Below are 15,612 nucleotides of genomic sequence, written 5' to 3'. Positions count from 1 at the left end.
CGTATGGTGTCTATCAGCTATTCGAGACGGACCGCATCCGGCCCGCCATTCCGTTCTCTTTTATAGACTTGGTTTACACCTCAGATGAAAACGCATGAAATTAACGGCATCAGGCCGTTCAGCGCGCTGATTGATGCCTGTTGGCGAGATCCTTATTCCCTGCAACGCCTGCTAAAAGATGCCATCGCCGGCGTCACCGTCGGTATTATCGCCATCCCGTTGGCAATGGCACTGGCAATTGCCAGCGGCGTTCCCCCCCAATATGGACTCTATACGTCGGCGGTTGCCGGGATTGTCATCGCCATCAGCGGTGGTTCCCGCTACAGCGTTTCCGGGCCTACCGCCGCGTTTGTGGTGATCCTCTATCCGGTGTCGCAGCAGTTCGGCCTTTCAGGCCTGCTGATCGCCACCCTGCTTTCCGGACTGTTTTTGGTCATCATGGGACTGGCGCGTTTCGGCCGCCTGATTGAGTACATTCCCCTGTCGGTGACGCTGGGCTTTACCTCCGGTATCGCCATCACCATTGCTACCATGCAGGTGAAGGATTTCTTTGGCCTGCAAATGGCGGTGGTGCCGGAACACTATGTGGGTAAGGTTTACGCCCTGCTGCAGGCGCTGCCGACGCTGGACGTCGGCGACACCCTGATCGGCGCAGTGACCCTATTGATCCTTATCTTCTGGCCCAAGCTCGGCCTGCGGGTACCGGGCCATTTGCCCGCACTGCTGGCGGGTACCGCGGTTATGGGTATTCTGGCACTGTTTGACCACCCGGTTGCGACCATCGGCTCGCGCTTCAGCTATCTGCTGGCCGACGGCACCCACGGCCAGGGCATACCGCCCATTCTGCCGCAGCTGATGCTACCGTGGGATTTACCGGCCGGTGACGGCAAGCCGATGGCGCTGAGCTGGCAAACACTCTCCGCCCTGCTGCCGGCCGCCTTCTCCATGGCGATGCTCGGGGCCATAGAATCCCTGCTGTGCGCGGTGGTGCTGGACGGGATGACCGGCAAGAAGCACAACTCCAATACCGAACTTATCGGCCAGGGCGCGGGCAATATCATTGCGCCTTTCTTCGGCGGCATTACCGCCACCGCGGCCATTGCGCGCTCTGCCGCCAACGTACGCGCCGGTGCCACCTCCCCGGTCTCCGCCATCATCCATGCGTTGTTGGTACTGCTGGCGTTACTGGTGCTGGCGCCGTGGTTGTCCTGGCTGCCGCTGGCTGCAATGGCGTCGCTGTTGCTGATGGTGGCCTGGAATATGAGCGAGGCGCACAAGGTGGTTTATCTGCTGCGGCGAGCGCCGAAAGACGACATTCTGGTGATGCTGCTGTGCATGTCGCTGACGGTGCTGTTCGATATGGTGATCGCCATTACCGTAGGCATTGTACTGGCCTCGCTGCTGTTTATGCGCCGCATTGCGCGCATGACGCGCCTGAGCGAACTGAATGCCGACAACGGCCGATTGGTGCTGCGGGTGAATGGACCGCTGTTCTTCGCCGCCGCCGAGCGTATTTTTAACGAGCTACTGGTGCGCAGCGAAAGTTATGACGTGATCGTCTTGCAGTGGGATGCGGTGCCGGTATTGGATGCCGGGGGACTGGATGCCTTGCAACGCTTTATCGAAGCCCTGCCGGCCGGCAAACAGTTGGCAATCACCGACATGCCTTTCCAGCCGTTGAAAACGCTGGCAAGGGCACGGATACAGCCGATTGAGGGGAAACTGCATTTCTACGCGACGCTGCCTGAAGCGCTTGCAGCGCTCGATGCCTGAAAAACAAAAAGCCCGACGAATCGGGCTTTAAACCATAGCGGGCGCAGTATACTGCGCCCCTACAAATAACAGCTGTGAAAATGTTTAGTTGCTGGTGTCCAGCTCTGGGAAGCTCTTCACCAGGTCGTCGATGGCTTTCATCTGCACCAGGAACGGCTCCAGCTTGTCCAGCGGCAGCGCGGACGGGCCGTCGCATTTGGCGCTGTTTGGCTCTGGGTGTGCTTCGATGAACAGACCTGCCAGGCCAACCGCCATACCGGCACGCGCCAGTTCGGCAACCTGCGCCCGACGGCCGCCAGAAGCTGCGCCGAAGGGATCGCGAGTCTGCAGAGCATGGGTCACGTCAAAGATCACCGGATGGCCACCCGTCACGTTTTTCATAACGTTGATGCCAAGCATGTCGACCACCAGGTTATCGTAACCAAAGTTACTGCCGCGATCGCACAGGATCACCTGATCGTTACCGCCTTCCTTGAATTTGTCGACGATATTGCCCATTTGGCCCGGGCTGACAAACTGTGGCTTCTTGACGTTGATCACCGCACCGGTTTTCGCCATCGCTTCCACCAGGTCAGTCTGACGCGCCAGGAATGCCGGCAGTTGGATCACGTCAACCACTTCGGACACCGGCTGAGCCTGTGACGCTTCGTGAACGTCGGTGATGATTTTCACGCCGAAGGTTTTTTTGATTTCTTCGAAGATCTTCATCCCCTCTTCCAGACCCGGCCCCCGGTAGGAGTGGATAGAAGAACGGTTGGCTTTGTCAAAGGAGGCTTTGAAAACGTAAGGGATGCCCAGTTTTTGCGTCACGGTGACGTAGTGTTCACAGATGCGCATCGCCAGATCGCGCGATTCCAGCACGTTCATACCGCCAAACAGCACAAACGGCAGGTCGTTCGCTACGTCAATGTCACCAATGCTAACCACTTTCTGTTTCATGCTTTCGCCTTTATTGAAGTTACCCGTCGTGCCGCAAGCCTTGGCCTGTCGCGTACAGGGCATAGTAAATGAATTAATGCAGCGTAACCTGTTTCGGTTCAATCGAGTGGATCTGTACCTTGATCACTTCGCTGACTGGGTCTTCAGGACACTGTTCGACAAAATAGTTAAGATCGGAAATCGCGATATGGTTGCATTCCAACTGGGCGTAAATCAGCCCGCGGTCACGGATTTCGTAAGGGTCTTCCGGATCGAAGCACAACACCGTTTCGCTGGCGCGCAGCGCCATTTCCATCTGTTTTTCTTCCATCAGGGCGGCTTTGAGCGTATCCAACATCTTACGCACCACCATGACGTTTTCTGACTCATCGAGATCGTCGTCTTCCAGTTCGGCGCCCAGACCCAGGTTGCCCTTGATCCACACTTCCAACTGGTGTTCGTTCAGCGTCTCGCCGTTCAATGGATTGATCAACCACATCTCTTCATCCAGCCAGTCTGCTCGCAGGATCAGTTGAGTGGGGAAAATAACCGGCAGCAGCGGTAAATCCAGATGAGCGGCGATATGAAGGAAAATGGTGCCGAGCGAAACCGGCGTGCCCTGACGACCTTCCAGCACCTTGTCGAGCCAAATAGCGTCGGACAGGCGATACACGCCGCTGGCGCCGCCAAAACCCCAGGTTTTGAAGAACAATTCAATGAGTGCGTCCAGTTGCTGTTCCTGGCTGAGATCCTGCGGCACGGCCGCACGCGCTTCGTCGACCAGCTGTTGCAGCTTGCGTTCGACCTCAGCGGCGGGGAAATCACGCCGCACGGACTGCGATACCAGGATCACGCCCTCGCTCAGCAGCGAGGTGTTAAATTCAAAATCAGCAATACTACTCATAAGTATCCCATCAGAAAGGGTATTTTCGTCGTGGCAAGTTTAATTATCAGGTACAAACAGCCCAATGCCAGCACAAACGCCAGTGTGCGCAGGTTCTGGTTTTTGGTCTTCTTGCCCAATGCGACGTAGCCAAGCAGGATATAGATAATAACGCCAAACAGCTTCTCGGTCAGCCACGAGTCCATACCCAACAGCGGATATAACTTGAACATCACCACCAGCGCGATGCCGCTGACGAACAACACCGTATCATTTATATGCGGGGTTATCTTCACCCAACGTTTGTTCATCATAGCCGAATTGCGCCATTTCCAGAAGAAACGCAATACAAACAAGACAATACTGATGGTGACCGTCAACAAATGCAGATGTTTTAACGCCGAGTAGACTGCCATATCGCTTCCTTATTTAATCGCTGTGTGCTTCGTTATTGTTGATTTTCAGTGATTGCTGCGGCCATTGGCCAAAGGTGACGCGATCGTTACCGCCATAATCGCGTCGGGTATCGATCGAAATAAAACCGGCGGCCTGCAGCAGTGCGCGTACGCTTTCTCCCTGCTGCCAGCCATGTTCAAGCAGCAGCCAGCCCTGTGATTGCAGGTGGTGTGGCGCCTGCTGCACGATAGCGGACAAATCCGCCAGCCCCTGCTGTGGCGCCACCAGAGCGCTACTGGGCTCAAAACGTACGTCGCCCTGTGCCAAATGCGGGTCGGCGGCGTCGATATAAGGAGGGTTGCTGGCGATCAGAGCAAAAGTTTCGCCAGCCAGTGGGGCAAACCAACTGCCCTGAAGGAACTGCGCGTTGCCGATCGACAGCTTCTGTGCATTGTGCCGGGCCAACGCCACCGCTTCCGGCTGTAAATCCACGCCGGTCACTTTGCAGTCTGGGCGTTCGCTGGCTAACGCCAGGGCGATGGCGCCGGTACCGGTACCGAGATCGAGAATGGCGCAAGGGGATGAGGGCAAAAGCTCCAGCGCCAACTCCACCAGGCATTCAGTGTCCGGACGCGGGATCAGGGTGGCGGGCGATACCGACAGCGGCAACGACCAAAATTCGCGCTCGCCAATCAGATAAGCTACCGGCTCACCGCGTTCACGGCGCGCCAACAATCTCTCCAACTGATCTTGCTCTTGCGGCGTCAGCACGGTTTCGCCAAACGCCATCAGGAAAGTTCTGGCCCGGCCGGTCACGAAACCCAGCAGGATTTCCGCATCGCGTCGGGCGCTTTCACTCTGCGTCAGGCGGGCAACCGCCGCCTTCAGCCAGGATTGATAGTCCATTACTCCTGCTCGGCGGACAGCGCAGCGAGCTGGTCGGCCTGGTATTCCTGCACAATCGGCTGGATCAGCATGTCGAGCTTGCCTTCCATCACCTCGTCCAGACGGTACAGCGTCAGGTTGATACGGTGGTCAGTGACACGCCCCTGCGGGAAGTTATAGGTGCGGTTGCGGTCTGAACGATCGCCACTGCCCAGCAGGTTACGACGGGTTGAAGCTTCCGCCTGCTGGCGCTTGGCCATTTCTGCTGCACGGATACGCGCCCCCAACACCGCCATCGCTTTGGCTTTGTTCTTGTGCTGTGAGCGTTCGTCCTGACACTCCACCACAATGCCGGTCGGCAAGTGGGTAATACGGATCGCCGAGTCGGTGGTGTTAACGTGCTGACCACCTGCGCCTGAGGAACGGAAGGTGTCGATTTTCAGATCGCCCGCGTTGATCTCCGGCAGTTCAGCCTCCGGTATTTCCGGCATCACTGCCACGGTGCACGCGGAGGTATGAATACGCCCCTGCGACTCGGTTTCCGGCACGCGCTGTACGCGATGACCGCCGGATTCAAATTTGAGCTGGCCGTAAACACCGTCGCCAGAAACCTTGGCAATCACTTCTTTATAACCGCCATGCTCGCCTTCGTTGGCGCTCATGATCTCGACGCGCCAGCGGCGCATTTCGGCATAGCGGCTGTACATGCGGAACAGGTCGCCGGCGAAAATCGCCGCTTCGTCGCCGCCGGTTCCGGCGCGCACTTCCAGGAAACAACCGCGCTCGTCATCCGGATCTTTCGGCAACAGCAGCAGTTGCAGCTGCTGTTCCAGCTCTTCCGTCGCGGCCTTGGCCTGTTTCAACTCTTCCTGCGCCATTTCACGCATTTCCGGATCGTCCAGCATCATTTCCGCCGTAGCCAGATCGTCCTGCACCTGACGCCATTCCAGGAAACAGCGGCTGACATCGGTCAACTGTGCATATTCGCGCGACAGCGCACGGAACCGATCCTGCTCGGCAATAACGCCGGCATCGCCGAGCAGCGCCTGCACTTCTTCATGGCGCTCTTGTAACGCTTCCAGTTTGGCAACAATAGAAGGCTTCATGCGTGGTATTAAACCCTGTTAAAAGAGAAAACTAATGCTGATCCAGCCCGAGGCTGTCGCGTAATAATTGCAACCGCTCCACGTCGCCATCGCCGGCGGCCTGCTGGAGGGATTTGGTAGGGGCATGAATAAGACGATTGGTCAGCCGATGGGCCAGCTCGTGGATAACCTGCTCCACGTCGGCGCCCTGCGCAATCGCGGCCAGGGCTTTGGCTTCCATTTCCGCACGGATCTGATCGGCCTGCGAGCGGTAGTCGCGGATGGTTTCCACTGCGCCCTGTGAGCGCAGCCAGGCCATAAAGTTGGTGCTTTCCTGCTGAACGATCGATTCCGCCTGCACCGCCGCGGCTTTGCGCTGCGCCAGGTTGCTTTGAATGATGGCGTGCAGATCGTCCACGCTGTACAGATAGGCGTTGGCCAGCTTGCCCACTTCCGGTTCGATATCACGCGGTACGGCGATATCCACCAGCAGCATCGGCTGGTTGCGACGCGCTTTCAGCGCGCGCTCCACCATCCCTTTACCGATGATCGGCAGCGGGCTGGCGGTAGAACTGATGATGATATCGGCGTCCGCCAGGCGTTCGTCGATTTCCGGTAATGTGATCACTTCCGCGCCAACTTCGTCCGCCAGCAGTTGCGCACGTTCGCGGGTACGGTTGGCAATAATCATATGCCGTACCTTGTGCTCGCGCAGATGGCGCGCCACCAGTTCAATGGTTTCACCGGCGCCCACTAGCAGCACGTTCAATTCGGCAAGTGATTCGAAGATTTGGCGCGCCAACGTACAGGCTGCAAAGGCCACAGAGACCGCGCTGGCACCGATTTCTGTTTCGGTACGTACGCGTTTGGCGACAGAGAAGGATTTTTGGAACAGCCGTTCAAGCTCGCCGGAAAGCGACTGGCCGCGTTGCGATTCGGCAAAGGCTTTTTTCACCTGGCCGAGGATCTGCGGTTCACCCAACACCAGCGAATCCAGCCCGCTGGCTACGCGCATGAGATGGCTGACGGCGTCGTTGCCGTGGTGCCAGTACAGGCTTTTGCTCACTTCTTCCGGGCGCAGATGGTGGTATTCACACAGCCAGGCAACCAGCTGTTCGTGAATATGTTCCTGTTGCTCCACGCTAAGATAAAGTTCGGTGCGGTTACAGGTAGACAACACGACACCGCCCTGCACCAACGGTTGTTGGAGCAAGCTGGTTAGCGCCTGTTCGATAGACTCTGGGGAGAAGGTCACCCTTTCACGCAGAGAAACCGGAGCGGTTTTGTGATTTATACCTAACGCCAGCAGGGTCATTGCTTCGAGTAATACTTCTTTTGGTACGGGTTCTCGTTGAACGGCATTCTACTTGATGCGCGGGCTCAATAAAAGTAACAACCGCATCTTCCGTTCAATCGCTGAAATAGTCAGCATCAATCGATAAATCGCTAATAAATACAGCGGGATGACTATTAATTCGACGACATAACATACTGAATTTTAGTGCAGTATGCGATATTCCGCACAGTATTCAGCAATAACGACAACCCCTAAGCCGCCAGGCGGCGATCAAATATCCGGCGTTTACCAACCTAAAGTGCCGCAACGAAAGGTGGGATCCAAAAGAAAAGAGACCTGTTGGCAAAAAACATGCTTTGCCTGAAGATAAAAAAATGCCGCACCCGCGAAGCATAACAGCGAAATAACAATGCGTACTGACAGCTTCATGACCTTGTATTCTCCTCCGGCGATAAACTATTGCAGCATACCGCTAGCAACCTCAACTAAACGCCAACGGCCTCCGCCCGACCAGAGAGATATTCTTGTGCCCACAGCGGCAGGGTTGGGCGATTGTGTTAATCTTATCTGCAAACGCAGCGCATCCCCCCGAGGCTAACCGCGGTGACAAAGCCGGGCAGATTCAAAGCGATGCACCAAAAAATTGACGCGCCGGCGCTACCCCGCTAGCGTAAACGCTGATACCAAGGTCTCGCTGTGCGTGCCCGTAAGGACAAAAGGACAAGAGAAAGTTATGCCAATCCGCAAAGTTAGTTTGCTACGCCTGATCCCGCTGGCCAGCCTGGTGCTGGCTGCCTGTACCACCACCAAACCCAGCGGCCCGGCCACCAGCCCGACATCACCGCAATGGCGCGCCCATGAGCAAGCGGTGCAACAGCTTGAGCAGTATCAGACCCGGGGCTCTTTCGCCTACCTGTCCGATCAGAAAAAAGTCTACGCGCGCTTCTTCTGGCAGCAGTATTCGTCTGATCGTTACCGCCTGCTGCTGACCAACCCACTTGGCAGCACCGAGCTTGATCTCAACGTGCAGAAAAATGTGGTGCAGTTGACCGACAATCAGGGCAAGCGCTATGTCAGCGACAATGCCGAAGAGATGATCCGCAAACTGACCGGTATGGCAATCCCGCTGGATAACCTGCGCCAATGGATGCTCGGCCTGCCGGGTGAAGCCAACGACTTCAAGCTGGATGACCAGTATCGCCTGAACTCGCTGACCTACCAGCAAGGCGGCCAGACCTGGACCGTTGACTACCAGGACTACAACAACAGCCTGCAACCGCAGTTGCCAAGCCGACTTGAGCTGAAACAGGGTGACCAGCGCATCAAACTGAAAATGGATAATTGGACGCTCAAATGATCCGTCAGTGGCCATCGCCAGCTAAACTAAATTTGTTTTTATACATTACCGGCCAACGTGAAGACGGCTATCACCTGTTGCAGACGCTGTTTCAGTTTCTGGATTACGGCGACACGCTGACCATCGATGTGCGACAGGATGACCGTATTCACCTGCTGACCCCGGTGGCGCGCGTGCCGGATGAAGAAAACCTGATTGTCCGCGCCGCACGTCTGCTGCAACAGTATTGCGATCGCCATGGACTGAATACCGCGCCACGGGGTGCCGACATCAGCATCGAAAAGCGGCTGCCGATGGGCGGCGGGCTGGGTGGTGGCTCCTCCAACGCCGCTACGGTGCTGGTTGCGCTGAATGAACTGTGGCGCTGCGGTTTGAGCGACGACCAGCTTGCAGAACTGGGGCTGGCGCTCGGTGCCGACGTCCCTGTCTTCGTGCGTGGCCATGCAGCGTTCGCCGAAGGCATCGGTGAGCGTTTGCAGCCGGCCAACCCGCAGGAAAAATGGTATCTGGTGGCGCATCCGGGGGTCAGCATCCCTACCCCGGCAATTTTTGGCGATGCGGAATTAAAAAGAGACACCCCGGTTCGTCCGTTAAGTGTGCTGTTACAGGCAACTTACGCAAATGATTGCGAACCTATAGCAAGAAAACGTTTTCGCGAGGTTGAACAGCTTGTTTCTTGGCTGTTAGAATACGCGCCGTCACGCCTGACTGGCACAGGTGCTTGTGTGTTTGCTGAATTCGACACAGAAACCGCCGCCCGTCAGGTGTTAAATCAAGCCCCGGAGTGGATACGTGGTTTTGTAGCGCGTGGCGTTAACGTCTCTCCACTACATCGCATCCGTTCCGGGCAGATGAAACCGTAGTTCTCGTTTCGCTGCGCAGGGTCATTCACACCTGGCCCTGTAATCCCTGCGCCGCTTCGGTTTCACGTTGTTTTTTTACACACCCGTATGATATTGCGCCGGCGTCGCTAACTGCCCCTTAGCGAAGGCCGAATGACAATATCTTCTCTGGACGCATGCCTGAGGTTCTTCTCGTGCCTGATATGAAGCTTTTTGCTGGTAACGCCACCCCGGAACTAGCACAACGTATTGCCAACCGTTTGTACACCAGCCTTGGTGACGCCGCAGTAGGTCGTTTTAGCGACGGCGAAGTGAGCGTGCAAATCAACGAAAATGTACGCGGCGGTGATATTTTCATCATCCAGTCCACCTGTGCCCCTACCAACGACAACCTGATGGAACTGGTCGTTATGGTAGATGCCCTGCGTCGCGCCTCCGCAGGTCGTATTACTGCTGTTATCCCTTACTTCGGTTATGCCCGCCAGGATCGCCGCGTGCGTTCTGCTCGTGTGCCAATCACGGCCAAAGTTGTAGCCGATTTCCTCTCCAGTGTAGGGGTTGACCGCGTTTTGACGGTGGATCTGCACGCTGAACAGATCCAAGGCTTCTTCGATGTTCCGGTAGATAACGTGTTCGGTAGCCCGATCCTGCTGGAAGACATGCTGCAACAGAATCTGGAGAACCCAATCGTGGTTTCCCCAGACATCGGCGGCGTAGTGCGCGCCCGCGCAATCGCCAAACTGCTGAATGACACCGATATGGCTATCATCGATAAACGCCGCCCGCGCGCGAACGTTTCTCAGGTGATGCACATCATTGGTGACGTAGCAGGCCGTGACTGTGTACTGGTTGACGATATGATCGATACCGGCGGTACCTTATGTAAAGCGGCTGAAGCGTTGAAAGAACGCGGTGCCAAGCGCGTATTTGCCTACGCGACGCACCCGATCTTCTCCGGTAACGCCGTGGAAAACATCCGCAACTCGGTAATTGATGAAGTGATTGTCTGCGACACCATTCCGCTGTCTCCAGAAATCAAGGCCCTGAAAAACGTACGCACTCTGACGCTGTCTGGCATGCTGGCTGAAGCCATCCGCCGTATCAGCAACGAAGAGTCAATTTCTGCGATGTTCGAGCATTAATCAGTTCTCTTTTCGGTGCGGCGCCCTGCCGTACCGAAGGGATTGATGGCCCGAAAGCAGAAAAAGAAAAACCCGTTGGTGCATAGCAGCAACGGGTTTTCTACGGGTAGTCAAACATGACCTTAAGCCTTAATGCGCGGCAGATTTCCTTTGCCGTAACGCCTGTTCCCTTCTCTCTTTCTAATCAATGTGACGAACGATGATGATCGTTGCGGCAACGTTTATCAAAGTGTTTTACCCACCAGTAACGATCCGCTACCTGCTCACGACCGCCAATACGCGCACCTACCAGCCACAACAACGCACCCACGAAGATACTCATGATTGCGCCATGGGCGAAAAACTGCGGCAGGTTGAACTGCGAAACTTCAGCAACAATGGAGTATCCGACACCGCCGATCATCACGACCAGGCCCAGCCCCATAAAAAAGTTGCCCATTCTGTCCGCGTTTCTACGTTTCATATGCCACCTCCATAGTGCCATGTGCCAACCGGGATAACTCTCTAACTGGTTAACCCACTTTGATAAGTTAAGTATAGACCCTGGTTGGACAAGGTGATTGCGGAGAGGATCACAAATGGTAAAGAAAACATGACAAAACTTTACCGGAATGAGTCTATTAGCGATCAAATTGAATGATTCCGCTAATGAATTATTCTCTTTTCTGACTATAGTTTCGTCAATGCGCGACCGGGCATATCAGGATTTTGTCATTCGTGGCGTCGACAGGTAGACTATTGCCCTTTCCATTATATCGATCATAGCGAATCTCCCAGTGAGCAGTATTAAATTGATAGTCGGCCTGGCGAATCCGGGCGCTGAATACGCGCAGACGCGGCACAACGCCGGCGCCTGGTACGTCGATTTACTGGCCCAGCGCCATAACCAGCAGCTTAAAGAAGAGAGCAAGTTCTTCGGCTACACCGCACGGCTGAACCTGGCCGGCAACGACGTGCGGCTGTTGGTGCCTACCACCTTTATGAATCTCAGCGGCAAAGCGGTATTGGCAATGGCCAATTTCTACCGCATCGAGCCGGACGAAATCCTGGTGGCGCATGACGAGCTGGATATTCCCCCCGGCGTTGCCAAGATCAAACTGGGCGGCGGCAACGGTGGCCACAACGGGCTGAAGGATATTCAGAACAAATTTGGCAATAACCCGAATTTCTATCGCTTGCGCATCGGCATCGGCCACCCGGGCGATAAAAACAAAGTGGTAGGTTTCGTGCTCGGTAAGCCGCCGGCCAGCGAACAAAAAATGATTGATGAAGCGATCGATGAAGCCGCACGCTGTACGGAAGTGTTGCTGACTGACGGGTTGGAAAAAACCGTTCGTCGCCTGCACAGCTTCAAGGCACAGGCCTGATCATCGTTGCAGCGGGCATCGCGCCCGCTGCAATCTGCCTTAGGTGCGCAGTTTAAAGGTTTCTTCGCCGACGTTAGCATCATCGGTTTGGTAGCCCTCTTCCGCCACGTAATATTGCGGATCGTCCAGTTCATGGCTGCAAAACGGGCCGGCCTGTTTCAACAGGCGTACACAGTCACCGCTCAGATGACGTAGCCGAATGGTTTTCCCCGCCGCCAGATAGCGTGCCGTCAGCTTATCAATCGCCTCCACGCCGCTGGAATCCATCACCCGGGTACCGGCAAAATCCAGCACCACATTTTGCGGATCGTTTTTCGGTTCGAACAGTTCGGCAAAGGCCGTGGTGGAGCCGAAGAACAGCGGCCCGTCCAGCTGATATACCGCCACCTCACCTTCCACCCGATGCTGACGCACGCGAATACGTGCCTGCTGCCAGGCAAATACCAGCGCCGAGATGATCACCCCGCTGATCACCGCCATCGCCAGATCGGTAAAGATGGTAATCAGGGTCACCAGCAGCATCACCAACGCATCCGCCTTCGGCATCCGGCGCAGACGGCGCAGCGAGCTCCACTCAAAGGTGTTGTAACACACCACCAGCATCACCCCGGCCAGCGCCGCCACCGGCAACAGCCCGATATAGCCCGACAGGCTGACCACAAACAGAATCAGCAGTATCGCGCCAACCACGCCGGAAATACGCCCACGCCCGCCTGAAGTGAAGTTGATGATCGACTGGCCAATCATTGCGCAACCGGCGAAACAACCAAACAGGCCACAAACCGCGTTGCCGGCCCCCTGAGCGATGCTCTCGCGGTTGCCGTTGCCTTTCTTGCCGCCCATTTCATCCAGCACCGTCATGGTAAGCAGCGATTCGATCAACCCTACCAGCGCAATCACCAATGCGTACGGCAGCACCACTTTCAGCATGTCCAGGGTAAAAGGCGCCATCGGCAGGCTAAAGTGCGGTAATGCACCGGAAATGTCCGCCAGATCGCCGACCCGCAGCGTTTGCAGGTTAAACCCGATTGCCAGTGCAGAAACCACGATGAGCGCCGCCAGTGACGCGGGGATGACGCGCGTTAACCGTGGGAAGAACACCACCACCAGGATCGCCAGAGCCACCAACCCATACATCAGCAGCCCCTGCCCGGCAATCATATGCAGTTGCGCCAGCATAATAACAATCGCCAGCCCGTTCACGAAGCCGTGAACCGCGGGCAGCGGCACCAGCCGGATAAACTTACCCAGGCGGAAAATGCCGATCAGGATTTGGATAACCCCGGCAAAAATCGTCGCCCACAGTACGTACCCCATGCCGTACTGCGCCGCCAGGCTCATCAGCACCACCACGATTGAACCGGCTGCACCCGACACCATGCCCGGCTTGCCGCCAAACAGCGCGGTGACCAGCCCGATAATAAAGGCGGTGTGCAACCCGACGATCGGAGAAAGCCCGGCGACCAGCGAAAAGCCGACCGCTTCCGGGATCATTGAAACCGCCACCACAAAGCCCGCCAGCACCTCGTTCTTGACGGCCGACAGCCTGAAATTGTTCAGGTTAAACATGGATTATTCACTTCTGACAGATAAAACACATTCCCGCAGCACGGGAACCAAGGCCGCAGGGCGCGGCAAACCTCAGGAGGGAAAGAGCTTAGGGTGGACTGGGCAAGAAGGACATCCGGCACGTTTCCTGTAGGTTAATCAGAAGTGTCAGTATGTGTAAATGTGATCCAAATCTCAATCAAAAACCGGCACTGCCTCGGCATTTACCCATCACACACAGCCAGATCGAGAAAAACGGCCATTACGTGTATAATGGCGCCATTATTTCGTCCTTTATGCAGTGGGTTAAACCTAACCGGCTGATAGTTAAGATATTTAAGGTGATAACAACATGGGATTCAAATGCGGTATCGTCGGCCTGCCTAACGTAGGCAAATCCACCCTGTTCAACGCGTTGACCAAAGCGGGTATCGAAGCAGCCAACTTCCCGTTCTGCACCATTGAACCTAACACCGGTGTGGTGCCGATGCCCGATCCGCGTCTGGACCAGCTGGCCGAGATCGTCAAGCCACAGCGTATCCTGCCGACCACCATGGAATTCGTCGACATCGCCGGCTTGGTCAAGGGCGCGTCCAAAGGTGAAGGTCTGGGTAACCAGTTCCTGACCAACATCCGCGAAACCGAAGCGATTGGCCACGTGGTTCGCTGCTTCGAAAACGACAACATCATCCACGTTAACAACAAAGTTGACCCGGCTGACGACATCGACGTCATCAACACCGAACTGGCCTTGTCGGATCTCGACACCTGCGAACGCGCGATCCACCGCGTGCAGAAGAAAGCCAAAGGCGGCGACAAAGACGCGAAAGCGGAACTGGCAGCTCTGGAAAAATGCCTGCCACAGCTGGAAAACGCCGGCATGCTGCGTGCGCTGGATCTGTCCGAAGAAGACAAGGCGGCAATCCGCTACCTGAGCTTCCTGACGCTGAAACCAACCATGTACATCGCCAACGTCAACGAAGACGGTTTCGAAAACAACCCGTACCTGGACAAAGTGCGTGAAATCGCTGCGGGCGAAGGCTCGGTTGTGGTTGCCGTGTGCGCCGCAGTAGAATCCGACATCGCCGAGCTGGAAGACGAAGACCGCGAAGAATTCATGGCGGAACTGGGCCTGGAAGAGCCGGGTCTGAACCGCGTGATCCGCGCCGGTTACGAGTTGCTGAACCTGCAGACCTACTTCACCGCCGGTGTGAAAGAAGTCCGCGCCTGGACCATCCCGGTTGGCGCTACCGCCCCGCAGGCAGCCGGCAAGATCCACACCGACTTCGAAAAAGGCTTTATCCGCGCCCAGACCATCGCTTTTGAAGACTTCATCACCTACAAGGGTGAGCAAGGTGCCAAAGAAGCCGGCAAGATGCGTTCAGAAGGTAAAGACTACATCGTTAAAGACGGCGACGTGATGAACTTCTTGTTTAACGTCTAAATAAAATGTGTTGTCTTATGAGGTTTCGCTGAATCTCATAAGAATCACAAAAAGCTATAAAATCCACGCAATTGCGTGGATTTTTCGTTTCACAATGTCTCAATTCATCTCGTAACAACGCTGTCAAAAATGAGTACATGGATGAGTACAACATTCTTCCATCTTCATTTTAAGTGAGTACAATAACGGTATAATAAATAAACAAGGCCCCGTTATGCTCACCGATACGCAATGCCGCACTGCTAAGCCGAAAGAAAAACTCTATCGACTCAATGACTTCAATGGTCTCTACCTCGAAGTGAAACCCAACGGCAAAAAGGCATGGCGCTATCGGTTTAAACTCAACGGCAAATCCAGCATGTTCGCGTTGGGTGAGTACCCAACGGTCAAACTTGCCGAAGCTCGCGAAAAATGCGAGCAAGCGCGAAAGCAGGTCGCGGATGGAGTTAGCCCAACACAAGCTCGTCAGTTAGATAAGATTCGCAAGGTCAACGATGCATCCAACACCTTTGAGCTAATCGCCAAAGAGTGGTTGCAGATGAAAGACTGTGACCCGCTCCCCGTATGTGATCCATTCATAATCAGGAATAACCGGCCTCTGACCCGCTCCCCGTATGTGATCCATTCATAATCAGGAATAACCGGCCTCATTCTGGCTGCATATTCTGGCAACCG

14 protein-coding genes and 1 pseudogene are annotated in these 15,612 nt (G+C 55.6%); 7 read left to right on the top strand and 8 right to left on the bottom strand.

What is annotated here, in order from left to right:
- Nucleotides 1-84: 84 nt before the first annotated feature.
- On the top strand, nucleotides 85-1,773 hold the full coding sequence (dauA, locus tag AC1RKG_RS00075; protein WP_493181626.1) for a C4-dicarboxylic acid transporter DauA: 1,689 nt from the start codon (nucleotides 85-87) through the stop codon (nucleotides 1,771-1,773).
- An 84-nt stretch (nucleotides 1,774-1,857) separates the two neighbouring features.
- Here dauA and kdsA read toward each other — a convergent pair whose 3' ends face one another.
- From kdsA to hemA, 6 genes are all read right to left on the bottom strand, one after another.
- Nucleotides 1,858-2,712, bottom strand: a complete 855-nt coding sequence (gene kdsA / locus AC1RKG_RS00070; protein WP_020826450.1) for a 3-deoxy-8-phosphooctulonate synthase — start codon at nucleotides 2,710-2,712, stop codon at nucleotides 1,858-1,860.
- Nucleotides 2,713-2,785: 73 nt separating this feature from the next.
- A complete protein-coding gene (gene sirB1, locus AC1RKG_RS00065) occupies nucleotides 2,786-3,595 on the bottom strand; it encodes an invasion regulator SirB1 (RefSeq protein ID WP_020826449.1) in 810 nt (269 codons plus the stop codon).
- Complete coding sequence (locus tag AC1RKG_RS00060; RefSeq protein WP_046373829.1) at nucleotides 3,592-3,990, bottom strand: SirB2 family protein; 399 nt, start codon at nucleotides 3,988-3,990, stop codon at nucleotides 3,592-3,594. The genes sirB1 and AC1RKG_RS00060 overlap by 4 nt, the downstream gene beginning before the upstream one ends.
- Before the next feature lie 13 nt (nucleotides 3,991-4,003).
- Nucleotides 4,004-4,876 (bottom strand): peptide chain release factor N(5)-glutamine methyltransferase, encoded by an 873-nt coding sequence (gene prmC / locus AC1RKG_RS00055; RefSeq protein ID WP_493181624.1) that lies wholly within the window; start codon nucleotides 4,874-4,876, stop codon nucleotides 4,004-4,006.
- A complete protein-coding gene (gene prfA / locus AC1RKG_RS00050) occupies nucleotides 4,876-5,961 on the bottom strand; it encodes a peptide chain release factor 1 (protein ID WP_020826446.1) in 1,086 nt (361 codons plus the stop codon). The genes prmC and prfA overlap by 1 nt, the downstream gene beginning before the upstream one ends.
- Before the next feature lie 31 nt (nucleotides 5,962-5,992).
- Complete coding sequence (gene hemA, locus AC1RKG_RS00045; RefSeq protein WP_037420462.1) at nucleotides 5,993-7,255, bottom strand: glutamyl-tRNA reductase; 1,263 nt, start codon at nucleotides 7,253-7,255, stop codon at nucleotides 5,993-5,995.
- Between the two features lie 715 nt (nucleotides 7,256-7,970).
- Here hemA and lolB point away from each other — a divergent pair.
- From lolB to prs, 3 genes are all read left to right on the top strand, one after another.
- Nucleotides 7,971-8,594: a lipoprotein insertase outer membrane protein LolB gene (gene lolB / locus AC1RKG_RS00040; protein ID WP_020826445.1), complete on the top strand. Its 624-nt coding sequence runs from the start codon at nucleotides 7,971-7,973 to the stop codon at nucleotides 8,592-8,594.
- Nucleotides 8,591-9,457, top strand: coding sequence for a 4-(cytidine 5'-diphospho)-2-C-methyl-D-erythritol kinase (gene ispE, locus AC1RKG_RS00035; protein WP_413510142.1), 867 nt, complete (start codon nucleotides 8,591-8,593; stop codon nucleotides 9,455-9,457). Before lolB ends, ispE begins: the two co-directional genes overlap by 4 nt.
- Nucleotides 9,458-9,630: 173 nt before the next feature.
- Nucleotides 9,631-10,578: a ribose-phosphate diphosphokinase gene (gene prs / locus AC1RKG_RS00030; RefSeq protein ID WP_041414469.1), complete on the top strand. Its 948-nt coding sequence runs from the start codon at nucleotides 9,631-9,633 to the stop codon at nucleotides 10,576-10,578.
- Between the two features lie 184 nt (nucleotides 10,579-10,762).
- On the opposite strand, the gene ychH is transcribed toward prs, so the two are convergent.
- Nucleotides 10,763-11,041, bottom strand: a complete 279-nt coding sequence (gene ychH / locus AC1RKG_RS00025) for a stress-induced protein YchH (protein ID WP_041414467.1) — start codon at nucleotides 11,039-11,041, stop codon at nucleotides 10,763-10,765.
- A 313-nt stretch (nucleotides 11,042-11,354) separates the two neighbouring features.
- Here ychH and pth point away from each other — a divergent pair, with 313 nt between their 5' ends.
- Nucleotides 11,355-11,945: an aminoacyl-tRNA hydrolase gene (gene pth / locus AC1RKG_RS00020; RefSeq protein ID WP_020826441.1), complete on the top strand. Its 591-nt coding sequence runs from the start codon at nucleotides 11,355-11,357 to the stop codon at nucleotides 11,943-11,945.
- A gap of 39 nt (nucleotides 11,946-11,984) precedes the next feature.
- On the opposite strand, the gene AC1RKG_RS00015 is transcribed toward pth, so the two are convergent.
- On the bottom strand, nucleotides 11,985-13,514 hold the full coding sequence (locus AC1RKG_RS00015; RefSeq protein ID WP_493181622.1) for a SulP family inorganic anion transporter: 1,530 nt from the start codon (nucleotides 13,512-13,514) through the stop codon (nucleotides 11,985-11,987).
- Nucleotides 13,515-13,845: 331 nt separating this feature from the next.
- Here AC1RKG_RS00015 and ychF point away from each other — a divergent pair, with 331 nt between their 5' ends.
- Together ychF and AC1RKG_RS00005 are read left to right on the top strand one after the other, a co-directional pair.
- Complete coding sequence (gene ychF / locus AC1RKG_RS00010) at nucleotides 13,846-14,937, top strand: redox-regulated ATPase YchF (protein WP_020826439.1); 1,092 nt, start codon at nucleotides 13,846-13,848, stop codon at nucleotides 14,935-14,937.
- A gap of 214 nt (nucleotides 14,938-15,151) precedes the next feature.
- Nucleotides 15,152-15,484 (top strand): annotated as a pseudogene (locus AC1RKG_RS00005) (Arm DNA-binding domain-containing protein); the annotation flags it as partial.
- Nucleotides 15,485-15,612 lie beyond the last annotated feature (128 nt).

The sequence above is a fragment of the Serratia sp. GW822-FHT06D09 genome, assembly GCF_058799515.1.
The sequence above is the reverse complement of the archived record's forward strand: the minus strand, read 5'-3'. Positions and strand labels throughout refer to the sequence as shown.